This is a genomic window from Bacteroides faecis MAJ27 (genome assembly GCF_900106755.1).
GTDB lineage: Bacteria > Bacteroidota > Bacteroidia > Bacteroidales > Bacteroidaceae > Bacteroides > Bacteroides faecis.
The window spans coordinates 287096-309620 of the sequence record NZ_FNNN01000001.1 but is presented as its reverse complement, the minus strand read 5'-3'; the positions used below and the strand labels follow the sequence as shown (position 1 = coordinate 309620).

Genomic DNA, 22525 nt, shown 5'->3' with positions numbered 1-22525 from the left:
TTATTTTTGCAAAAATAAGCAAATTTCCGAATGGAGCAAGCGGGAAGTCATTTATTTGTAGATTTTCAATTGTTTTCCTGCTGAAATTCTAGTGTTGGACATCCCGTTCCATTGCTGTATATCTCTGACACGTACGCCTAACTTTTCGGCAATTGATGAGAGAGTGTCTCCACTTTTTATCTTGTAGTAAGTCAATTTACCTTTGCCGGCGATAGCGCTTGTCTGTCGGCGGGTGGCCGGAGTTATTTCTTTTACGGCAACAGTTTTCCGGTTGCGGAATAACTCGTCGGCACGGTGTGCATAGATGGTATCCTGCTTATCAATAAATGCGCTGATAGCTCCTTGTGGTAAACGTAATGTACAAGGCTTGGTTGTTCCGGGAATAATTTGTTTCTTATATTGAGGATTCAGGCTTTTCACTTCATCCAGCGGAACATTACAAAGTTCGGCAATTTGCTCAAAATGCAGATTTTGGGTAACTTGCACTGTATCTGTACTTGCCGGAATATTGGTTTCCATTGGGCAGATGTTATGGTCACAATAATAAGTCATCACATAGTTGGCGGCAATGAAAGCAGGTACGTATCCGCGTGTTTCTTTAGGTAACAGATTATATATTTTCCAATAGTCCGTTTCTCCTCCGGCACGGCGGATTGCCTTGTTGATGGTACCCGGACCACAGTTATAGGCTGCGATAACCAGATTCCAGTCTCCATAAATATCGTACATCTCTTTCAGATAGCGGGCGGCAGCCCAAGTTGCTTTGATCGGGTCGCGGCGTTCATCTATCAGGCTGTTGGATTCCAGGCCATAAATCTTTCCCGTTCCAATCATAAATTGCCACAATCCTGAAGCACCGGCACGTGATACCGCTGAAGGATTCAGTGCGGATTCGATAATTGGCAAGTATTTTAGTTCCAGAGGAAGTCCGTAAGCATCCAGTGCTTCCTCAAAAATAGGCATGTAGAAATTGCAGGCACTCAGCATGAATGAAACCTGATTGCGCAGACGTCCTGCATACATATCGATAAATTTGCGTACAATGTCATTGTAAGGCATCTCCATGACAGCCGGAATGCGTGAAAGGCGGTCGATATAAACAGAATCACTGAATAAAGGATTCACTTCCGCTGTACTGCAATCTTTGCCTAAATCAATATAATTTTTAGCTTTCCAGTCGTTCAGCAGGCTGTCGAGCGGGTAAGTCATACTCTTTGGAAGATCAATGCTTTCTTTGCGTTCGGTTCCGTTTTCACGAATAACTACATCTACACTTTGAGCTTTTACCTGTGTGGTTGCCAACAGGAAAAGGAAAATAATCGAACAATAGTTTTCTAATTTCTTCATGCTTTAATAATAAATTCAATCTAAATTGTATTCTTTTAAAATCGTAGTACGCATTGCAATCCTACCGACTTGTTCTTGTAACTGTTGGAACGGAACTGGCTGTTGTTGTCAATGACCGTCGGTTCCAGTTTCATACTCAAGTCTGGTGATATATCGAAGTTGGATAATTCTGCATCGACATAAGCGTCAATGATAGAAATAAGGTATACTCCGATAAATGCAAATATACTAAGGTCCCGAAAACGACGGAATGAGTCCTTCCTTCGTTTCAGGGTGTTTTTCAGTTGCTCTTCATTGTACTGGGCGTTCGGAGGAAGCAAATCTTCGTAGCTTTTGGTATTCGGATTGCTGTCCATGATGTCCAGATAAGCCTGTGAATAGTCTTTATACATCTTTCCGTTCCAGCTGAGGGCGTATGCGCAACCCGCAAATCCTCCGTATATAATAGGCAGTTTCCAGTATTTACGGTTATAAATCTGTCCTCCACCGGGGAATACGACTGCGAGCCATGTTGCTTTGGTCGGATTAGGAACAAACAGCTTCTTGTTGAGGTCCTGTACAGGAGGGGGGACCGTATCGGTTTTCACCACAATAGGCGTCGGCTGTTCTATTTTCTTTAGTTCTTTTTTGTTAGCTGCGTCAAGGCTGTCAGCTATCTGTATTTTAGCGGCAGACAGACTGTCGGTTGCTTGCAGACGTTCCGGATGCAATATCTTGATTGAATCCTTTCTTAGCGAATCCGTCACCTGGGCAGGGTCGCGATGCCTTCGTGCACGTGCTTTCGGTGCTTCCCGACTCTGAATAGTACTGTCTTTTTGTACCGGAGTCACAGGCTCCTGTGCATACACATCAATCCCTGCCACCTGTAGAAAACAGAGAAGCAGGGTGATGATGAGTAACTGATATTTCTTACTTTTTCTTGTCATTTACTTTTTTAGCGTATCGAAGATTTCCATGATACGTTCCAGTTCCTCCTCGTTGCTGAAAGGAATGCTGATTTTTCCTTTCCCTTTTTCGGAGCAAGTCAGTTGTACCTTGGTGTTGAAGAATCCCGTGAGTTGTTGCTTCAGTAAGTTGAACTCTTCCGGTAGTTTGCTGCGTTTCGGAGTGATTTTCCGTGTGCCGCTTTTCACAGCTTCTCCTTCGCTCAGCGATTTGACAATCTCTTCTACTTTGCGAACAGAATATCCGTGTTCTTGTATCTCTTCGAATATTTTTACTTGAAGTTTAGGGTCGCCTAATGAAATCAATGCACGTGCATGTCCCATATCGATCTGTTTGTTTTGCAGAGCCATCTGTATAGGAGCCGGTAGCTTGAGCAGACGCAGGTAGTTGGCGATAGTTGTCCGGTTCTTGCCGATACGTTCGCTCAGGCGTTCCTGTGTCAGTTCGTACTGGTCCAGCAGATGTTGATAAGCCAATGCTATTTCCACCGCATTCAGGTCTTCACGCTGGATATTTTCAATCAGCGCCATTTCCATCATGTTCTCGTCGTCAGCAGTGCGGATGTAGGCGGGGATGGTTGTCAGTCCCGCTTTTTGTGAAGCACGGTAACGGCGTTCTCCTGCGATGATCTGATATTCATCGTCTGAGAGTTTGCGTAGAGTGATAGGCTGTATGATACCGATTTCCGCAATTGAATCAGCCAGTTCCTGTAAGGCCGTCTGATCGAATTCGCGGCGAGGCTGATTGGGGTTGACGGTAATCTTCGCCAACTCTATTTCATTAATGGAAGAAGAGCCTTCGGTTTTCACATCATCCATCGAGAGCAGGGCGTCAAGTCCGCGTCCTAATGCATTTCTTTTTTGTGTTGCCATATCTTCTTCGTTTATTTATTTCTGTTGATAATCTCTTTGGCAAGGGCGAGGTGGTTTTTGGCACCGGTAGAGTCCGCGTCATAAAGAATAGTCGGAATACCGTAGCTGGGAGCCTCGCTCAGTTTTACGTTTCGTTGGATCACGCTGTTGAATACTAGTTCCTGGAAGTGTTTTTTTACTTCGTCATAAATTTGGTTTGCCTGACGCAGACGTGAGTCGTACATGGTCAGCAGGAAACCTTCGATTTCCAACGCAGGGTTCAGTTTCGACTTGATGATCTTGATTGTATTCAGCAGTTTGCTGATGCCTTCGAGAGCAAAATATTCAGCTTGCACGGGGATGATCACGGAGTCGGCTGCTGTCAGGGCATTGATGGTGATCAGGCCGAGTGAAGGAGAACAGTCTATCAAGATATAGTCATACTCTTTCTTCAAGGGTGTGAGTACTTCTTTCAGTATCTTTTCGCGGTTTGGGAGGTTTAGCATTTCAATCTCTGCTCCTACAAGATTGATGTGCGAAGAGATCACTTTTAAAGAATCGATTTCTGTGTCAAGGATAGCGTCCTGTACATTGGCTCTGTCAATAATGCATTCATAGATAGTACATTCCGACTGCTTGATGTCCACTCCCAGACCGGAAGAGGCATTTGCTTGCGGGTCGGCATCTACTACGAGTACTTTCTTTTCGAGTGTAGCAAGTGATGCTGCGAGATTAATCGTAGTCGTGGTCTTTCCTACACCCCCTTTTTGATTGGCCAAAGCAATTATTTTTCCCATATACTCTAAATTTATTGGCAGCGAAATAAGTGATAATTCCTTAGAGCGCCTACGAAAAAAGAGAAACTTTGCATTTTCTGTTGATAAGTCACCTGTTTTGTTAATAACTGCCGGACGAAACAGTTCTGAAACCTGGCTGATTTTATCATCAAACTTCCTCTATTCGAGCGTGCAAATATACATATTTATATTGGATATCTCTTTCTTTTTTTACTCGCTTGCAGAAGATTAAGATTTGTAAACGGGTGTATATTCGCCAGATAGCGATGTAATTAATGGATATTCGAAGATATCCGGTTGGCGGTACGGTTACTTTTTGCTACTTTTGTGCGAACATAAAAAGGAAAGGATTGAATATATGGAAAGTAAGAAGCCGTTGATCCTCGTTTCAAATGACGATGGTGTTATGGCTAAAGGTATTAGTGAACTGGTGAAGTTTCTTCGTCCGTTGGGGGAAATTGTAGTAATGGCACCCGATTCTCCGCGCTCCGGTAGTGGCAGTGCACTGACAGTAACTCATCCGGTTCATTATCAGCTGGTCAAAAAAGAAGTGGGTCTGACTGTATATAAATGTACGGGGACACCAACCGATTGTATTAAACTGGCATTGGGGGCTGTACTCGACCGAAAACCGGACCTGGTAGTAGGCGGTATCAATCATGGAGATAATTCTGCTATTAACGTACATTATTCGGGAACGATGGGAGTCGTGATCGAAGGTTGTCTGAAAGGGATTCCTTCTATCGGCTTTTCTCTGTGTAATCATCAGCCTGATGCTGATTTTGAACCTGCGGGTCTTTATATACGCAAGATAGCTGCCATGATATTGGAAAAAGGCTTGCCTCCGTTGACTTGCCTCAATGTGAACTTCCCGGATACTCCTCATCTGAAAGGGGTGAAGGTTTGTGAACAGGCGAAAGGGTGTTGGGAGAACGAATGGGTGACTTGTCCCCGTCTGGACGACCATCATTATTTTTGGCTGACCGGTTCATTTACTGATCATGAACTTGAAAACGAGAATAATGACCATTGGGCACTGGAAAACGGATATGTGGCTATCACGCCAACGACAGTTGATATGACTGCCTACGGCTTTATCGATGAACTGAATGACTATTGTAAACAAATAGAATTCTGATATATACGGCATTTTGCTGATTTCGAAATTCAAAACTCCTAATTCAAAATTCCCATGAAGTATTATCTGATTGTCGGTGAAGCTTCCGGAGACTTACACGCGTCTCATCTGATGACTGCCTTGAAGGCGGAAGATCCTCAAGCTGATTTCCGTTTTTTCGGCGGAGATCTGATGGCTGCCGTCGGAGGGACGATGGTGAAGCATTATAAAGAACTGGCATATATGGGATTTATCCCCGTGCTGCTTCATTTGCGTACGATCTTTGCGAATATGAAACGTTGCAAGGAGGATATTGTTGGCTGGAATCCTGATGTCGTGATTCTGGTAGACTATCCCGGTTTCAATCTTAACATAGCTAAGTTTGTACATGCCAGGACTCAGATTCCTGTTTTCTACTATATTTCTCCGAAGATATGGGCATGGAAGGAGTATCGCATCAAGAATATCAAACGCGATGTGGATGAACTCTTCTCCATACTTCCCTTTGAAGTGGAGTTTTTTGAAGCGAAACATCAGTATCCTATACATTATGTAGGAAATCCTACGGTAGATGAAGTGACTGCTTATCAGAAAGCCCATCCCCAAAATATGGAAGCATTTATTGCGGATAATAAACTGGAAGATCGGCCTGTAATTGCATTATTGGCAGGAAGCAGGAAGCAGGAGATTAAAGATAATCTGCCGGATATGCTGAAGGCGGCTTCTGCATTTCCCGCTTATCAGCTGGTGCTGGCTGGTGCTCCCGGTATTGCTCCGGAGTACTACGAGCAATATGTAGGACAGGCTAAAGTAAAAATAATCTTTGACCAGACTTATCGCTTGTTGCAGCATGCGGAGGCGGCTTTGGTAACGTCGGGTACGGCAACCTTGGAGACAGCCTTGTTCCGTGTTCCTCAGGTGGTCTGCTATTATACTCCGGTTGGAAAGTTCGTTTCGTTTTTACGCCGCCATATTCTGAAAGTGAAATTTATCTCGCTGGTTAATCTGATTGCAGACCGTGAGGTAGTGAAGGAGCTAGTGGCAGATACAATGACTGTTGGAAATATGCAGGAGGAATTAAGTAAACTTCTTGAAAATAAGGAATATAAAAACCGGATGCTTGCAGGGTATGAGTATATGGCAGATCGGTTGGGACCCGCGGGTGCCCCACAGCATGCTGCTCATGAAATGCTGGAACTGTTGAAAAAATAACTTTCTTTTTCTGAATAAACGTAAAGCCGGTGCAGTAAATGCCCGGCTTTTTTATTTATATAGCAGAAGAATTAAAAAGAGAGGAACAGATATGAAAAAATTTAATTGGTTTTTAGTAATGTTATTGCTCGCATTGGTACCCGCACTGCAATCATGTGACGACGATGGGTATTCAATTGGAGACTTGGGATGGGATTGGGCCACGGTTCATGCAACCGGTGGCGGAGGTTATTATCTGGAAGGTGATCGCTGGGGAGTGATTGATCCGGTTGCCAGCTCTATTCCTTGGTACAAACCGGTAGACGGTGAACGTGTAGTTGCTTTTTTCAACCCTTTGGCTGATACGGATAATGGTGCTCAGGTAAAGATAGAAGGCATCCAGGAAGTGTTGACGAAAGAGGTGGAAGATATGACTGCTGAAAATGAAGAAGAATTCGGAAATGATCCTATCGTGATTTATCAGGGAGATATGTGGCTGGGAGGAAAGTTCCTGAATATAATCTTCCATCAGTATTTACCTCATACTGAGAAGCATCGCATTAGTCTTGTGCAGAATAAGATAGAACCGGAAACTCCGGAGACACCGGAAACATTGAATGTGGATGAAGACGGTTATATACATCTGGAATTGCGTTACAATACGTATGATGATGTAACTAAATACCGGGGATGGGGACGAGTTTCTTATAATCTGGAAGAGTTCTATCCGTCAGCAAAAGACGCGGAAACAGAATGGAAAGGATTCAAGGTGACAATCAATTCAGAGGAGAATGGAGAAGGAAGAGTGATCGTTCTCGATTTGGACCATCCGGTAGGCGTTCCGGAGAAAGCGAAGGACGTACATTCCACTTCTTTTATTAAATAGCCAAACTTTTATGAAAACTAAACCTTGACGAACACTGTGTGTGAAAAAAAAGGTCGGAATTGCATCAAAGCAGCTTCCGACCTTTTTGTTTATTTTGTCTCCATTAGAACCAAGTCAGTGCATACAGATAAAATACTGCTGCCGGTATGGCCATCAAAGCGCTGTCAAAGCGGTCAAGCATACCTCCGTGTCCCGGAAGAATCGTTCCCGAATCTTTAACGTGTAATTGGCGTTTCAGTAATGACTCTGTCAGGTCACCCCATGTTCCGAATATGACAACAACCAAAGCCAGACCTGCCCATTCCCACATCGACATAATCGTGAAATAATGTGCCAGAATAAAAGAAGCTCCGATAGCTACCACTCCGCCACCGATGGAACCTTCCCAGGATTTCTTAGGAGAGATACGTTCGAACAAGCGGTGTTTACCTATTAATGAACCGACGCAATATGCACCCGTGTCACTCAGCCAAAGGAATATGAAGATAGACAATGGCAGAATCGGATTATAGCTTACGCTGCTATATTCCGGATCATTATGGAATGCCAGTACATTGAGCAATGCAAACGGCAGCCCTATGTAGAGCTGGCTAAGCATGGAATATGCCCAGTTGAGCATCGGATTTGCTTTTTTCAGATACAACTCACTGATCATTAAATAGAGCAGCAACAGCAAATAAGGAATGAAAATCTTAGAGTCGGCTGCGTCAATGCAGAATCCCATTACTGCGAGGAATAAATAAGCTCCTCCCAGCATAATAATGGTCTTGTTTACATTAGCACCTTCTGCACGGCTGTTGATCAACTGTCCGAATTCGTAGATAGTCAATGCGCTGATCGCCATGAACAGAATGCCGAAACTGAAAGAATTGTAAAGTATACATCCTACCAGAATGGCTACGAAGAGTATACCCGTAATGGCCCGTTTTATAAAATTACTAATCACGATCTTCGTGTTTTAATTAGTTGGATTCGGTAGTTTGTCCTTTCTCATTGGATTTGGCTTCTATAGTCACTTTTCCTTCTACGGTCACTTTTTTTCCTTCCGCAGTGATTTTCGTTTCTGTAGTTGCTTCTTCCTGAGCAGTATTCTCAGCTTCCTCCTCCTTGATTTCCTGTTCTTCTGATTTCAGTTTTTCGGCTAATGCTCTCTCTGCTTTGGCAGCATCCTGGCTTTCTTTGGCAGCCATGATTTCTTCCGAGCGCGATGCCCAGGGACGCTTACCGAAAATACGTTCAACGTCTTCGGCAAAGATTACTTCCTTGTCGATCAGCAGTTGAGCTAATTCATTGTGTCCTTTCATGTGTTCAGACAGAATTTTCTTAGCACGTTCATATTGCTCGTTCACCATCCGCTTCACTTCCTCGTCGATTAGTTCGGCTGTCTTTTCGCTATAAGGACGGTTGAAAGAATATTCTTCATTATTATAATAGCACAGGTTGGGCAATTTGTCACTCATACCTAGATAAGCGATCATGCCGTATGCCTGTTTGGTCACTCTTTCGAGGTCGTTCATGGCTCCGGTGGAGATACGTCCGATGAACAGGTCTTCAGCTGCCCGTCCTCCTAGAGTAGCACACATTTCGTCAAGCATCTGCTCTTTGGTAGTGATCTGACGTTCTTCCGGCAGATACCAGGCAGCACCTAATGCACGTCCGCGAGGAACAATCGTAACCTTGATCAATGGGTTGGCATATTCCAGCAGCCAGGAGATAGAGGCGTGTCCTGCTTCGTGTAAAGCGATTGAACGTCTTTCTGCTTCTGTGGTGATTTTGGTCTTCTTTTCCAGACCACCGATGATACGGTCTACAGCATCCAGGAAATCCTGCTTGCCTACGAATTTCTTTCCGTGACGGGCTGCAATCAGGGCAGCTTCATTGCAGACATTCGCAATATCCGCACCGGAGAATCCCGGAGTCTGGCGTGCCAGCAGATCCACGTCTACTGTGTCGTCTATCTTGATCGGGCGCAGATGTACGCCGAATACTTCTTTACGTTCGTTAAGGTCGGGCAGGTCTACGTGTATTTGACGGTCGAAACGTCCGGCACGAAGCAATGCTTTATCCAGTACGTCTACCCGGTTGGTGGCGGCAAGGATAATCACACCACTGTTGGAGCCGAAACCGTCCATTTCAGTCAATAACTGATTCAGGGTGTTTTCGCGTTCGTCATTTCCACCCATTGCAGGGTTTTTGCCACGTGCACGGCCTACTGCGTCAATCTCATCGATAAACACAATACAAGGAGCCTTTTCTTTTGCCTGCTTGAACAGGTCACGTACGCGGGATGCACCCACACCGACAAACATTTCTACGAAGTCGGAACCAGCCAGAGAGAAGAATGGTACGTTTGCTTCACCGGCAACAGCCTTGGCCAGTAATGTCTTACCGGTTCCCGGAGGGCCTACAAGCAATGCACCCTTAGGAATCTTTCCTCCTAAGTCGGTATACTTTTGAGGCTCTTTCAGAAACTCTACAATTTCTTCCACCTCTTGTTTGGCTTCCGCCAGACCGGCTACGTCCTTGAAAGTAATCTTGATAGATCCTCCCTTTTCAAAAAGCTGGGCTTTCGATTTTCCCACATTGAATACGCCGCCGGCACCGCCGGCACCGCCGCCGCTCATGCGGCGCATGAAGAAGATCCACAGGGCGATAAGTAAAACCAGTGGAAGAATATTAATCAGGATTGCCGGGAAAATATCCGAATCGGCAGGATAATCCGCAATTCCGTCAAAATGACCGGCAGCTTTTTCATCCTGCAGGAATTTATCCAGTCTGTCCTTGGAAGGAGGGTTACTGGTGATAATCGGGGTTCTTCCCACTTTCATGGAGTCCGCACCGAATACAGCACCTACGGCATTCGGCTTTACGTAGGCTTCGAGTGTTTTCTCAGAACCCAGCACTTTGCTGATATACCCATTGGTGACATACTTCTGGAAGTCGCTGTAAGGAACGAGTTTGCTTCCGCTTCCTCTTGAATCGCTGCTCCACCAAAGGCCGAGAAGCATGAGGGCAATAATCATATATAGCCAGTTCAGATTGAACTTAGGCATATTCACCTTATTATTAGGCTTATTGTTGTTAGTATTATTGTTGTCCATAATTGTGGATTAGTCTAAATCGGGGATTTGAGTAAGTTTGGCGTCTGCCCAAAGATGTTCAAGATTATAGAAGGATCTTACTTCCGGCAAAAAAACATGTACAAGTACATCGGCATAATCCATCGCTACCCATTCTGCGTTTCGGAGTCCGTCTATGCCGAAAGGTTTGCTGTCGGCACCTTTACGTGTAAACTCTTTGATAGAGTCTACGATAGCGCTCACCTGACTGGGAGAGTTCCCCTGGCATATAACGAAATATTTGCAGATGGTATCTTCTATACCGGTTAAATCAGCAATAATGATATTTTTACCTTTTTTCTCTTGAATTCCCTCTTTAATTTTTTCAATTAATATTTTCGTATCGTTCATTCCTGTAATTGAAATTAATAATTCATGTTCTCTTTTGGTTTATAACAAAAAAGGATTCCCCTTTGTTTCTGATTATAAACGTGATATTTTTGACAAATATACGGTGATTTATTGGATACAAGAAAGTTATGACTTAATTTTTGTGTTTTTTAGGGGAGATGCTTTTATTCGGAGGGACAAAATGAGCTTTTTTGCAAAAAAAATAGCAGAATTGTTTGCAATTCCCAATTTATTTGTATCTTTGCACCCGCAAACGAAAATCATTGGGCTATGGTGTAATGGTAACACTACAGATTCTGGTCCTGTCATTCCTGGTTCGAATCCAGGTAGCCCAACAGAATCAACAACAATGATCAGTTAGAAACCTGCTAAAATGAAAGTTTTAGCAGGTTTTTTGTTGTTCTCTCTGAAGATGGACGTAAAAAAAGAGTTTTCCAAAATCAATGGAAAACTCTTTTTTACGTTTGCACCGTTCAGGTGATGTTTGTTTGCATCTATGATGAGATACCTATTGTGTCTGTGTTATGACGTAGGGGGTTACCATCCCGGATTTTGAACAAGTTTACTTGATTTTTGAATCTCATTTAGCGGGATAGGATAGAGGTACATACGTCTTTCGAAGATGCGGGTTTCGAATGGGGTACGCTCCATGAACCCTTCCAGGTTATCAGCATTCATGTTCATTCCATGTACCGGCCCACCTTGTTTGTATCCTTCTTCGTCGGCACACATCCAGCGGCGTACGTCAAAGTAGCGTTGTCCTTCGGCAAACAGCTCAATGCGGCGTTCCTTGCGGATAGCTTCTTCCTGCAATGTCTGGTTTCCCTTTATTTCCGGTTTGATATCTTTCAGCAGAGGAATACCTGCCCGATAACGGACGCTGTCAATGTGTGCGATGATACGTTCGTCCGCAGGATTTACATGGTTCAATGCTTCGGCATACAGCAAATAGAAATCGGCCAGACGGAACAGCATGCCTGCTCTGAACTTTGACTTGGCATTGCTGCCTTGATTTAAAAGGTCACGGTTCATTCCCTTATAAAGCAGATAGCCGGAATAGCTCATATCCGCTTTGGAGTTGTCGTCTCCGCTACCTTTGTAGAAATAAATCTGTTTGGTTGTTTTCTGCCATGTTTTGCCGGAATAGGTGATATCCTGATAGAAGCGTGGTTCACGATTCTTGTACATGTTGGGGATACCGTCTTCACCAATGCCTTCTTCGGTATAAAGATCGGATTCGTGAATGCTTTTGCCATCACTCATCAGGAAGTCGTCTATGGCTTCTTGTAAAACACCTACACAGCCAAATCCGCTATAAATCGCACGTGGGGTACACCTGCGTTCTCTTCCTTCTCCGCCAACATCTCCCCATGAATTCTTGCTGGTTTGCCAGATAGCTTCCGGGTTGTTCAGACTCACCTGGAAGAGTTGGTACAAAGATTCTTCCGGATTCAGTTCGCCGTCTTTATCTTTTTCTTTATACAAATAATAGTGAGTTTTTGCATAATCGATAAAGCGTTGTAAGGCGTTTAAGGCAGTCTGCCATTTTCCGTCGTCTTTTGCCGGGAACAGTTGTTTGTCCTGATTATCTCTCAGGGCGACTGCTTCGGAATAGCCTCCGTTCAGCAAGGGACTTGCGGCGTAAACGTGAAGTTTAGCCAAAATGGCCAATGCTGCTCCTTTGGTAGGTGCTGCGCTTCGGTTCTCGTTAGGAGTGCCGTCGTCATTCACTTCTTTCTCCGGCAGTTCATTGTAGCATTCATTTAATTCGGAATCGATGAACGCTACTACTTCATCCACTGAGTTCCGGTAGTAGTCCAGATCACTTGCCGACGGGTCTGATATTTCCGTCATAATGGGAATGGGTCCGTACAATTCGAATAGCAGATAGTGGTAGTAGGCACGTAGGAAACGGGCCTCATTTTTCAATCGTGCCAGTTCGGCTTCGTCAATGTAATCCGTTACATCACCTTGCTGGGGGATGGTATGCGAGTATGCTAGGAATTCGTTTGCTTGACGGATTTGTTTGTACAGGCTCCATCGGGATAAATCAGCCGAACCGGCATGATAACCTACTACGGGAATTGTCTTAACGTTGTTTTGCGCGCTTTTCAATTCGTCGGAAACAGCAGGCCAGGGATTGTCGAGCCCGGTCAGGGCTGCGTAAGAACTGGTAATGATGATGTTTGACACATCCGGAATTCCGGAGTATATGTAACGGTGGAAGCGTCGGGCATAACCGGTGTTGTTGAATACTTCTTCCATGCTCAGTTCTGCCGCCAGGTCATCCGATACGTCCAGATAGTCGCTGCAACCTGAAAAGAAGATCGTGCTTAGTCCTGCGGCCAGTATGATTGATAATTTCTTCAATGTCTTCATATATATAATGTGTTATATAGATTATTAGAAAGTAAAGTCGAGACCGAATGTGAAAGTACGGCTTAGAGGATATGAGAAACCGCCGTTGGTGTTTCCAAGTTCCGGGTCCCACATCTTGATATCGTCCCATACACAGAGGTTGTTTCCTTGCAGATAAACGCGCAAGGCCTGTATGCCGATCTTCTTCAGTGTCTTCTCCTTGAAATTGTATCCGATTTCGACGTTTTTCAGGCGCAGGAAGCTGGCATCACGCAACCACCATGTGCTGGCAACTGTGTTATTGTCGAAATTGTTAGAATGCATGCGGGGGAACATTACATTTTGGCTTGGGTTCTGTTCTGTCCATCTGTTAGCCACTTCGGAGCGTACGGCAGATTCTTCTACTCCCCATTGGAAAGGGAAGAATGCTCCGTTGGAACTGGCTCCTAATACAGTTGATGTATTTCCGGAACCCTGGAAGAAGATACCTGCATAGAATCCTCTCCATTCGGCGTTGAGTCCGAAGCCGTAGACAATTTCCGGTACCGAAGGATTTCCTACATCCTCCATCTGGTCGTTGCTGTCGATTTTGCCGTCTCCGTTCAGGTCTTTGTATTTGATATCACCCGGGCGGACTCCGCTCGACAAACCGGATACGACTCCCGGCTTCAGTTCGTACTGGCGGTTCAGACCTTCCCCTGTGATGTTAAAGTCGTCAGCCGTATAAAGTCCGTCGGCGATGTACAGTTTCCATGAGTTGAGGCGTGTGCCTTTCTTTTCAAGCCACGGATAGACTTGCGGTACTTGGTCGTATTCGCGAATTTCGTTGCGCGCAAATGTGAAGTTGCCGCGTGCGCTCAGATTTACTTCCCCTACCTTATAATTAAGATTCAGACTTGCGTCCACACCCTGGTTTTTAACAATACCGAAGTTTTGCCACGGCATCTGCTGGAATCCTGTTACGTTAGAAACTGTATTACGTTGCAGCAGAATCGCCTTGCGTTGGTTGTTGAAATAGTCTACTTGCAGGTCGATGCGGTTGTCGAACAAGCCTAAATCGATACCGAAGTTTCGTTTGTCTTCGATTTCCCACGAGAGGAAGGGTGATTCGAACTGGGCTTCGGTGATTCCGTTGCCTACTCCACCCATTGCGCCACTGTTGCTGAATCCGAGATTGTAGCCGCTGTTATCCTGCTTCATGGTTCCACGATATAAGAACCGGTTACCGCCTGTATCGTCATTGCCGGTACGACCGACAGAGAATCTTAATTTCAGTTTGTTTACTACCTTTTTTAATACGTCTGGGTAATAGTGCTCGTTGCTGATGTACCATGCCAGACCCATTGCAGGGAAAAAACCGAAACGATAGCCTTTTGCGAAGGTTTCGGAACCGGTGTAACCGAAGTTTCCTTCTATGAAATAGCGTCCGTCATATCCATAAGTCACACGGCCTACCAACCCTTGTTTTCTATAGGGCAGGGCATTGTTGTGGTATTGTGTTTCTTTCTGCATATACAGGAACATAGCGCCTACGTCATGTTTTTCGGCAAAAGTACGGTTGTAGTTGATAGCCGTTTCGAAATAAATTCGTTTGCTTGAACTGTTGCTCAGATTTTCCGATAATACATCGCTGCCCTCTACTACAGTCTTATATAGCAGACTTCCATTTTCATCGCGCCCCGTTGCCAGATATTGTGTCGGTGTTTTGGTACGTTTGGCGATGTACGACATGTCTGCGTCAAAGCTGATCAGTCCTTTCCATGTTAAGCCTTTGGTCAGGAAGTCCAGTTTCTGGTCTATCTCCACTTTCGACTGGATAGAAGTTCTCCACTCTTTGGCATATCCCGAATTAACAAGCAGGTTGTACGGGTTGGAGCGGTTGCCGGATGGGCGGGGATGTCCGGCGATGGTACCGTCGGAATACACAGCCGGCATGATATAAGACGGAGTACGGCACATGGTAGTAAAAATAGTGCTGGTTCCTGTGCCCGGATAGTTGGTCTGCAGGTATTGTCCGCTGAGGTCTACTTTTACAGTTGTCGTTTTAGTTGCGTCAAAGTCGATGTTGCTGCGCAAATTGTAGCGTTTCAGTCCGATGTTGTTGTCATAATCATTACCGAAATCCTTGAATATACCATTTTCCTGATAGAAGGCGCCGGATACGAAATAACGGGCGCGTTCAGTTCCTCCTCTTACATTCAGGGTATACCGCATATTATAAGTATGGTTTCTCAGCATCGTACCCAGCCAGTCGGTATCCGGATATAGATCACGGTCGGCTCCGGGACCATATTTGGCAATCTCCTCGTCTGTACGGATGCTGGCGGTCCCCTCGTTGTTCAATGCTTCGTTGTACAGGTTCAAAGTCTCTACGGAGTTCATGAATGTCGGCAGGCGTGTCGGTTCCAGAATCGTACCTTCGGCACGGAACGAGATTTTGGGTTTCTGCGAATTTCCTCGTTTGGAAGTGATCAGGATGACTCCGTTTGCACCTTCGGCTCCGTATACGGCTGTGGCGGCAGCATCTTTCAGCAAAGTAAAAGATTCGATTTCATCTGCTTCGATATCCTGCATTTGCCGGGGAACACCATCGACCAATACAAGCGGATTCGTACCTCCTTTGAAAGAACTCTGTCCGCGAATCCAAAAGTCGGCGTTGTCGTATCCCGGTTCACCGGAACGCTGTACTGCGATCAGTCCCGGCACCTGTCCTGCCAAATTATTAGTCATATTACGGCTGGAAGAAACCGACAGTTCTTTGGGTCCGATAGCGTTGATAGAACTGACTACACTGTTCTTCTTTTGTTTGCCGTAACCGATGACAACCACATCTTCCAGCATTTCCGTACTTGGAAGCATCTTGATTGCCAGTACCTTTTCTCCCTTATAAGTGATTTTTTGTTGTTCGTAGCCCACATAAGAGAAAATAAGTATATTGCCTTTTGTGGCTTTGATGGTGAAGTTACCGTCTACATCGGTGATGGCGCCGACCGTGGTTCCTTCGATTTTTATCTGCACCCCGATCATCGGCTGTCCGTTTTCATCGACTACAAGCCCTGTCGGACTTTGTCCTTGTGCATAAATTGTGTTTATTCCTGCCAATAAGGCAAACAGGATGAAACACGTTACTTTTAATATCTTATTCATAAATGTTTCTTTTAAGTAAGAATTAGAAAATAATTAAGGTTACTTGTCCGTGCCGTATACATATAGTTCTGCCAGGTGTCCTACGGATGAACCGCTGCCCAGACTTGGAATGTAGATCCGGAGCCAGCGTGCGTCGCATGCTTTTACAGGGACCATTTGCTCTGTTTTTATACTGCCGTCAAAAAAGTATTTTCCAATTAGGTTCCATGTTTCGCCGTCATTTCCTGCATAAATTTCAAGATTCATTGAGGTCAGTGCGTTTTGTCTGGCAATGAGTCCTAATTGGCTGACACTGTTCTCTTTACCCATGTCGAGTATGATTTCATACGGTGGTGCTACTTCGCCTCCCTGCCATTGGCTATGCCAGAAAGTGTTAACTTCTCCGTCAATCAACGACACCGTCTGACCGTTGTGAGGGTAAGCAGCTGAGGTTTCTCCTGTCTTTTCCTCCGTGTTGGCGGTAACTGTCCAGTGATCTCTGTTGATGGGACTACCTTGTTTGATTACAAAATAGTTGGCTACCGTTTGCTTGTCTATGTTGATGCTGGCATCTCCTTGTCCGCTGAGTCCGCTGAGTGAAACCGGAAGAAGATAATTTCCGGGGGGAAGTGTTTCACCCAGCAGGCTGATGACGGAGCCTCCCGTTGCTTTCCCCTTGGCGATGGTGACGTCAGGAAGAGTGTAAAAGTCGGAGGGCAATGGTATATAATAGGTCGAATTTGCTGAATTGTAATGATCTACATAGTCCGCTCCTTTGGCGGCAAATGTGGTAGTCAGGTCCCATTCATTCTCAAAACTTATTTCTGTGTTCAGATTCATAGGTGAAGTAGTTGCTCCTCCTTCTACGACGAAGTCTCCTCCGGTAGATGCGAGTCTGACAATGGCTTCTTTAACTATGAATCCATAGAGCACTGCTGTCCGGTCCGAATTCATGGGAGTTCCTGTAGAAGATACCTGTAATGGAAGCACATATTTAAGCTCATCGAAACCGCAAAGGTTGTAGATTTTGTGAGGATCGTAGACCAGGCTGCCTCCTGTTACGCGCCTGTCTCCGCCGGAGGTTACGTCATAAGTTGCGTTTTCAATCGTATAGCATTCGGAAGGTAGCAGTTGATAGGCAGTTCCGTCTGCATTGTTCAGAGAATCTAACAAAGATTGTTCTACCGAAAAAGTGACTGTTCCTCCGGCATCCTCCAATCCTGCCTTGGCAATGGATAAATCGATCTTGTTGAGGGGGCCTAAATCATAAACTTCAATGGTGGTGAATCCACTTTGTGATGCTGAGAACATTCCTTTGGAGCGTTCGTTATCAACATCTTCTACACAGCTGGTAATGCATAAGAATGCCAGCAGACATGGTGTTAATTCAAAGCATTTTTTCATAAATTAATATTAGTTTTATTAAAGGTAAAAAGGGTAAAAACGAATAGAAGTACCTGTGGGTACTCTTGGAATTGAAATACTTATCTCTTTCTCATAGGCATTGAAATTTGAAGTTAAAACATTTTTTTTTGTGTGCTGAACTGTGCTGATTTAAAGTCAAAAAAATAATAAATCCTTTGTCTTAGTTCTGGTAGAACTTAAATATGATGAAATATAGGGAAATGAAAAGCTTATTATGTTGATAAATAGAATGTATAGCTTTTGTTTTTGAAGCTTTCTTTTGTTATATGTACACTCTGTTTCTACCCATTATTTGATGTCGTGGGAATAAATAAGAAACTTGATTATAATTTAATTTTGAAATAATATCGATGAATTGCATGGCTTTTTCGAACTAATTACTATATTTGCAACCGAATTGTTGGTTTTTAATTTAAAAAATAGTGAGTCTATTGGTCGAACTGGATACATTCATGTGAAAGTGGACGGATAAATTGACTGTTTAATGTGCTAAGTTCTACCAGAACTTAGTTGAAGTATTTCATATCTGAATCTTGATTGTATTCAGTTCTTATCTATGGCTTTGAATATCAGGTTATTTGGTGGACTATTGTCTGGATTATCCCTTTCTCTATACGAAGATGAATTTCAATTCTATTACTATTGGGAGATATATACATTAGAAAATTAAGTAGATTCTATTGTCATCTGTCAGCTTTTAGCATTTAAACCGCTATAAAATAGCCGTTTATCTCATGACAATAAGACCTGATAATAAGGCTGACAATAGAAAAATAGGGTTTTATTGTCAGCCTCTTTTTTCAATTCTGATAGGATGCATCAATGATTTCTCTTATTCTCGTAAACCTTGAGGGGGGATAAATGACAGGATGGATGTTTTGCTTGCTCATCTGTGGAAAGCTGTTGTTTCGTGTTTATGGAATTGTTGTTTCCTCGCTTGGAACTGTTGTTTCTTCTATTGGAAATGGTTGTGCCAAAGGCTTGGCACAGTTGTGCCACCGTGTTGGCACGGTTGTGTCACTACGTTGGCACAACTGTTTTACTGGTATGGCACAACTACCTTGATTAGTTGTCATGAGCAAAGTGAGTGCTCCAAAACGCAAAGAGAAGGAGAGAATATTTAAATCGCAGGATTTATCTTTGGGCAATGGGCTGACAATAAAATGCCTGTTTTCTATTGTCAGCCTTATTATCAGGTCTTATTGTCATGAGATAAACGGCTATTTTATAGCAGTTTAAACACTAAAAGCTGACAGATGACAATAGAATGCCCGAAAAACTCTTATGTAGAAGTGACTCGGTCCTGTTGATTTCTCTATATGGAATAGGGGATCAATCCAAAGCTCCGGTTGTTTTCAGTTTGTTTCTTTCCGTACGGAAATGAATTAAATTATAAATTAAGGATTAGGCACGGATTACACGGATTTCACGGTTTTAGTGCTATGATTAATTACGTAAAACAACCGTGTTCATCCGTGTAATCCGTGCCTAAATATATTCTTTTCTGTACAGTATAGAGCTCAAACCTGTTTTTTTGACTGACCCCGGAATAGGAATGGCTTTCTATATAAGAGAAGCGGGGAAAATAAAAGAGCCAACTAAACCGGGATGACTTAGTTGGCTTTATATAAGTGAATTATGAATAACTTCTTATTTTAAGAGAAGATTATTCTTCTGCTTTCAATGACTCGTCGATTACTTTAATTTTCTGTAATACCAATTCGAGATCAGCTTTCAGCTTATCTACCTTGCGGTTCAGTTCTGTCAGCAAGCTGCTACCTTTTTTGGAAGAAGAAGTAAGGAATCCCAGATTATTCTCATAAGTCTGAAGTTCATTCTTCATATTCTCATAAATACGTACCAGTTTTTCTCTTTCTCTATACAGAGATTGTGAGCCGCCTCCTTGAATATTGCTGATATTCGAGCGGAAATTACTCAACTTCTTGTTTGACGCACTGATGTTGAATCGGTCGAACAGTTGGTCGATCAAGCCATGATATTGCTTGTACAATTTATCTTTTTCCTTGAACGGGACATGACCGATGGAATTCCATTCTTTCATCAAGTCGCGTACCAAAGTACCGGCTTCATCCGTATCCATATTTTCGTCGATGGAAGCTAATTTCTCAATCAATGCTTTTTTCTTCTCCATGTTCTCTACTTCTACAGAGCGTTGTGAAGAAGTGGCCTTATTCTTCTGATCGAAGAAATAATCGCAGGCGGTGATGAAGCGTTTCCATACGGCATCCGAATATTTCTTGGCTACCGGACCGATGGTTTTCCATTCTTTCTGCAACTTAGTCAGCGCATCGGCGGTTGCTTTCCAGTCGGTGCTGTCTTTCAGAGCTTCTGCCTTTTCGCAAAGTGCTTTCTTCTTTTCCAGATTTTCGTTCATTCCTTCTTTGAGCGCTTTGAAGAATTCTCCTTTCTTTTTGAAGAAATCATCGCAGGCGTGGCGGAAACGTTCGAATATCTTCACGTTCATCTTTTGAGGAGCGAATCCGATGGTCTTCCATTTGTTTTGCAGAGCAATCACTTCCTGTGTCTTGTTTTCCCAGGCTGAGAATGTTTTCAGTTCATCGTACTCGATTGCTTCTACAATTTCGCAAATGACAGTCTTTTGATCCAGATTGTGCTGTTCCGATTCTTTCAGAGCTTCGAAATGTTGCTGGTGACGGCGGTTGACAGCCGTAGAAGCAGCTTTGAAGCGGTTCCAGATTTCGTCACGCAATTCTTTAGCTACCGGACCCGTATCACGGAATTCCTGATGTAACTTCTGAAGCTGGTGGAAAGCGGAAACTACATCTTCTTCGTCGGCAAGCTTTTCGGCAGCTTCACAAAGATGAGTCTTTATTTCCAGATTCTTCTTGAAATCGTATTCACGGAATTCGTTGTTCAGTTTCAGCAGATCGTAGAATTTCTCTACGTACAGTTGGTAATTCTTCCAAAGTTCATTCACCTTGCCCTGAGGAACCAGTTTGGTCTCGTTCCATTGCTGTTGCAGCTTTTTGAACTCTGTATAAGATTTATTGGCATCATCACCCGATTCTACCAATTCTTTAAGTTCTTCGATAATGGAAAGCTTGACTTGCAGATTTTCTTCTTTCTGACGTTCCTGTTCGGCAACCAGCCGGCTTCTTTTCTCTTTGATAGATCCCATCAGGCGTTTGAATTCCTCTTCTGTGGGGTCATCCTTCGGAGTGAAGTCTTCAGCAACGCCTCCATTGTCGATAAACTGCTTCTTGGCAGCCTCCACTTCGGCGTTGTGCAACTTGTAGAATGATTGTTTTAGGTTGTCAATTTCCTGCTTGTTCGCATTTTCCGAGTCTTGCGCAAGCTCTTTCAATCGGTTCAGTACGTCTTCCTTTGTGGCAGGTTTAGGTGCTGCTTCAGTCTGAACTTCGGCAGTAACTTCTTCAGTAACTTTTTCGGTACCTTCTTCAGCCGGAGTCTCTGTAATGGCTTCAGAAACCTCAACTGTTTTCTTTTCTTCTTCTAACTCCCCTTGGTTCAAGGGAAGATTAGTGTCATGAGCGTCCATCATTGTATATTAGTTTTGGGTCACAAAATAATGAAATAAAACGATTACTTCATACTCTTTTGCTTATTTTTTTTTGATTATCGTGTTTTTAGGATAATAAAACCGTAATTCCCATGTACAACATCATGCCGATTATGTCATTTGTGATGGCTATAAACGGACCTGTCGCGATGGCAGGGTCTATCTTTAGTTTCTCCAGCGTCATCGGAACGAGGGTACCGAAGATAGAGGCGAACATTACTACGGCAAACAGGCTGATGGATACGGAATAAGTGACCGTAGCCGTCGCGCCGAACCGGATAAAGTTGTAGGTATATACCAGCAGGGAAATAATGGTAGCATTGATTAAAGCTACTACCGCTTCCTTGGTTACTTGCTTGAATGTGTTTTTTGCGTCCAGCGAACTGTTGGCAAGTCCTTGTACGATGATGGCGGAAGATTGTGTTCCGACGTTTCCTCCCGTACCACCGATCAGCGGAATGTATAATGCCATTTCGGGATGGGCGGCGAAAGTGGCGTCGAAGTTTCCCAATATCATGGAGTTTCCGATTCCTCCGATCATACCGATCAGTAGCCACGGTAGCCGGGCTGTGGTTTGTCTCAGTACGTTGTCATCGGTTTCTACGTCCTGCGAAAGACCGGATGCCAACTGGTAATCGCGTTCCGACTGTTCACGAACTTCGTCCATGACGTCGTCGACAGTGATCTGTCCTATCAGTCTGCCGATACTGTCTACTACAGGGATGGCAACAAGGTCATACTTTTCAATGGTTTGTGCCACTTCGTCGATGGAAGTGTCTACGTGTACCGAAATCGGGTCTTTCTGCATCACATGTTTCACTTTGGATACAGAAGGGGAGGTGATCATCTTCTTGAGCGGGAAAATTCCCCTTAGACGTTCATCGTCATCGATGACATATACATAATATATCTCATCCAGTTCTTCGGCTTGCTGGCGCATTTCCTTCAGACATTCGGGCATACTCCAGTTTTCGTTTACGACTACCATTTCGGTGCCCATCAGACCACCGGCGGTGTTTTCGTCATATTTCAACAGGTCTACAATGTCGCCTGCCTGTTCGATGTCTTCGATGTGCGAAAGAATTTCTTCCTGTTTGTCTTCGTCGAGGTCACGCATCAGGTCTACGGCGTCATCCGTATCCATGTAGTCCACAAAGCGCTTGGCAATCGTTTCCGAAGGGATCATTTCGAGGAATTCCTTACGAACGTCCTCATCCATTTCGACAAGTACGTCGGCTGCGGTTTCATTGTTGAGCAGGCGATAGATAAACCGGGCTTCTTCCGGGTTCAGGTCATCACACAGTTCAGCGATGTCGGCGGGGTGAAGGTCGACAAGAAGTTCTTTTACCTTATCGGCATCCTTCTGCTCGATAAGGTGTTTTACGTTGTCAATGTATTCCTCGTTCATCTTTTTGTTTGCGATTAAACGTTTTACAAATTACATACAGGT

At 44.0% G+C, this 22525-nt stretch carries 15 protein-coding genes and 1 tRNA gene; 4 read left to right on the top strand and 12 right to left on the bottom strand.

What is annotated here, in order from left to right:
• Positions 1 to 51 precede the first annotated feature (51 nt).
• The 4 genes from BLW31_RS00910 to BLW31_RS00895 are packed head-to-tail and all read right to left on the bottom strand — an operon-like array spanning position 52 to position 3940.
• Positions 52 to 1347, bottom strand: coding sequence for a lytic transglycosylase domain-containing protein (locus tag BLW31_RS00910; RefSeq protein WP_010536619.1), 1296 nt, complete (start codon positions 1345 to 1347; stop codon positions 52 to 54).
• A gap of 35 nt (positions 1348 to 1382) precedes the next feature.
• Complete coding sequence (locus BLW31_RS00905) at positions 1383 to 2273, bottom strand: DUF5683 domain-containing protein (RefSeq protein WP_010536620.1); 891 nt, start codon at positions 2271 to 2273, stop codon at positions 1383 to 1385.
• Positions 2274 to 3164 (bottom strand): ParB/RepB/Spo0J family partition protein, encoded by an 891-nt coding sequence (locus BLW31_RS00900; protein WP_010536621.1) that lies wholly within the window; start codon positions 3162 to 3164, stop codon positions 2274 to 2276.
• Positions 3165 to 3175: 11 nt separating this feature from the next.
• Positions 3176 to 3940 (bottom strand): ParA family protein, encoded by a 765-nt coding sequence (locus tag BLW31_RS00895; RefSeq protein ID WP_010536622.1) that lies wholly within the window; start codon positions 3938 to 3940, stop codon positions 3176 to 3178.
• A gap of 358 nt (positions 3941 to 4298) precedes the next feature.
• Here BLW31_RS00895 and surE point away from each other — a divergent pair, with 358 nt between their 5' ends.
• The 3 genes from surE to BLW31_RS00880 all read left to right on the top strand — a co-directional run bounded on the left by surE (position 4299) and on the right by BLW31_RS00880 (position 7134).
• Positions 4299 to 5078 carry a 5'/3'-nucleotidase SurE gene (gene surE / locus BLW31_RS00890; protein ID WP_010536623.1) on the top strand — a complete coding sequence of 260 codons (780 nt, stop codon included), beginning with the start codon at positions 4299 to 4301 and terminating at the stop codon, positions 5076 to 5078.
• Positions 5079 to 5132: 54 nt separating this feature from the next.
• On the top strand, positions 5133 to 6269 hold the full coding sequence (gene lpxB / locus BLW31_RS00885) for a lipid-A-disaccharide synthase (RefSeq protein ID WP_010536624.1): 1137 nt from the start codon (positions 5133 to 5135) through the stop codon (positions 6267 to 6269).
• A gap of 91 nt (positions 6270 to 6360) precedes the next feature.
• Positions 6361 to 7134: a NigD1/NigD2 family lipoprotein gene (locus BLW31_RS00880; protein WP_022302294.1), complete on the top strand. Its 774-nt coding sequence runs from the start codon at positions 6361 to 6363 to the stop codon at positions 7132 to 7134.
• 103 nt (positions 7135 to 7237) lie between these two features.
• Here BLW31_RS00880 and BLW31_RS00875 read toward each other — a convergent pair whose 3' ends face one another.
• Genes BLW31_RS00875 through rsfS form a run of 3 tightly spaced genes read right to left on the bottom strand, consistent with a single transcriptional unit; the run spans position 7238 to position 10604 of the window.
• A complete protein-coding gene (locus BLW31_RS00875; RefSeq protein WP_010536626.1) occupies positions 7238 to 8080 on the bottom strand; it encodes a phosphatidate cytidylyltransferase in 843 nt (280 codons plus the stop codon).
• Positions 8081 to 8096: 16 nt separating this feature from the next.
• Positions 8097 to 10235 carry an ATP-dependent zinc metalloprotease FtsH gene (gene ftsH, locus BLW31_RS00870; RefSeq protein WP_010536627.1) on the bottom strand — a complete coding sequence of 713 codons (2139 nt, stop codon included), beginning with the start codon at positions 10233 to 10235 and terminating at the stop codon, positions 8097 to 8099.
• Positions 10236 to 10244: 9 nt separating this feature from the next.
• A complete protein-coding gene (gene rsfS / locus BLW31_RS00865) occupies positions 10245 to 10604 on the bottom strand; it encodes a ribosome silencing factor (protein WP_010536628.1) in 360 nt (119 codons plus the stop codon).
• Positions 10605 to 10868: 264 nt separating this feature from the next.
• Between rsfS and BLW31_RS00860 the strand changes: the two genes are divergently transcribed.
• Positions 10869 to 10939: transfer RNA gene (locus BLW31_RS00860), tRNA-Gln, on the top strand.
• A 202-nt stretch (positions 10940 to 11141) separates the two neighbouring features.
• On the opposite strand, the gene BLW31_RS00855 is transcribed toward BLW31_RS00860, so the two are convergent.
• The 5 genes from BLW31_RS00855 to mgtE form a co-directional block, all read right to left on the bottom strand.
• Complete coding sequence (locus tag BLW31_RS00855; protein WP_010536629.1) at positions 11142 to 12983, bottom strand: RagB/SusD family nutrient uptake outer membrane protein; 1842 nt, start codon at positions 12981 to 12983, stop codon at positions 11142 to 11144.
• Positions 12984 to 13007: 24 nt separating this feature from the next.
• On the bottom strand, positions 13008 to 16109 hold the full coding sequence (locus BLW31_RS00850; RefSeq protein WP_010536630.1) for a SusC/RagA family TonB-linked outer membrane protein: 3102 nt from the start codon (positions 16107 to 16109) through the stop codon (positions 13008 to 13010).
• A gap of 39 nt (positions 16110 to 16148) precedes the next feature.
• Complete coding sequence (locus BLW31_RS00845) at positions 16149 to 17492, bottom strand: BT_3987 domain-containing protein (protein ID WP_010536631.1); 1344 nt, start codon at positions 17490 to 17492, stop codon at positions 16149 to 16151.
• A 1687-nt stretch (positions 17493 to 19179) separates the two neighbouring features.
• The gene (locus tag BLW31_RS00840) at positions 19180 to 21057 is read right to left on the bottom strand and encodes a DUF349 domain-containing protein (RefSeq protein ID WP_010536632.1); all 1878 of its coding nucleotides are present in this window, start codon (positions 21055 to 21057) and stop codon (positions 19180 to 19182) included.
• Between the two features lie 85 nt (positions 21058 to 21142).
• Positions 21143 to 22483: a magnesium transporter gene (mgtE, locus tag BLW31_RS00835; protein ID WP_010536633.1), complete on the bottom strand. Its 1341-nt coding sequence runs from the start codon at positions 22481 to 22483 to the stop codon at positions 21143 to 21145.
• Between the last annotated feature and the right edge of the window lie 42 nt (positions 22484 to 22525).

What these genes read in the sequence shown, in the direction of transcription:
- BLW31_RS00910 (WP_010536619.1), bottom strand. Translation starts at nt 1,347, where the DNA reads ATGAAGAAATTAGAAAACTATTGTTCGATTATTTTCCTTTTCCTGTTG.
- BLW31_RS00905 (WP_010536620.1), bottom strand. Translation starts at nt 2,273, where the DNA reads ATGACAAGAAAAAGTAAGAAATATCAGTTACTCATCATCACCCTGCTT.
- BLW31_RS00900 (WP_010536621.1), bottom strand. Translation starts at nt 3,164, where the DNA reads ATGGCAACACAAAAAAGAAATGCATTAGGACGCGGACTTGACGCCCTG.
- BLW31_RS00895 (WP_010536622.1), bottom strand. Translation starts at nt 3,940, where the DNA reads ATGGGAAAAATAATTGCTTTGGCCAATCAAAAAGGGGGTGTAGGAAAG.
- surE (WP_010536623.1), top strand. Translation starts at nt 4,299, where the DNA reads ATGGAAAGTAAGAAGCCGTTGATCCTCGTTTCAAATGACGATGGTGTT.
- lpxB (WP_010536624.1), top strand. Translation starts at nt 5,133, where the DNA reads ATGAAGTATTATCTGATTGTCGGTGAAGCTTCCGGAGACTTACACGCG.
- BLW31_RS00880 (WP_022302294.1), top strand. Translation starts at nt 6,361, where the DNA reads ATGAAAAAATTTAATTGGTTTTTAGTAATGTTATTGCTCGCATTGGTA.
- ftsH (WP_010536627.1), bottom strand. Translation starts at nt 10,235, where the DNA reads ATGGACAACAATAATACTAACAACAATAAGCCTAATAATAAGGTGAAT.
- rsfS (WP_010536628.1), bottom strand. Translation starts at nt 10,604, where the DNA reads ATGAACGATACGAAAATATTAATTGAAAAAATTAAAGAGGGAATTCAA.
- BLW31_RS00855 (WP_010536629.1), bottom strand. Translation starts at nt 12,983, where the DNA reads ATGAAGACATTGAAGAAATTATCAATCATACTGGCCGCAGGACTAAGC.
- BLW31_RS00850 (WP_010536630.1), bottom strand. Translation starts at nt 16,109, where the DNA reads ATGAATAAGATATTAAAAGTAACGTGTTTCATCCTGTTTGCCTTATTG.
- BLW31_RS00845 (WP_010536631.1), bottom strand. Translation starts at nt 17,492, where the DNA reads ATGAAAAAATGCTTTGAATTAACACCATGTCTGCTGGCATTCTTATGC.
- BLW31_RS00840 (WP_010536632.1), bottom strand. Translation starts at nt 21,057, where the DNA reads ATGATGGACGCTCATGACACTAATCTTCCCTTGAACCAAGGGGAGTTA.
- mgtE (WP_010536633.1), bottom strand. Translation starts at nt 22,483, where the DNA reads ATGAACGAGGAATACATTGACAACGTAAAACACCTTATCGAGCAGAAG.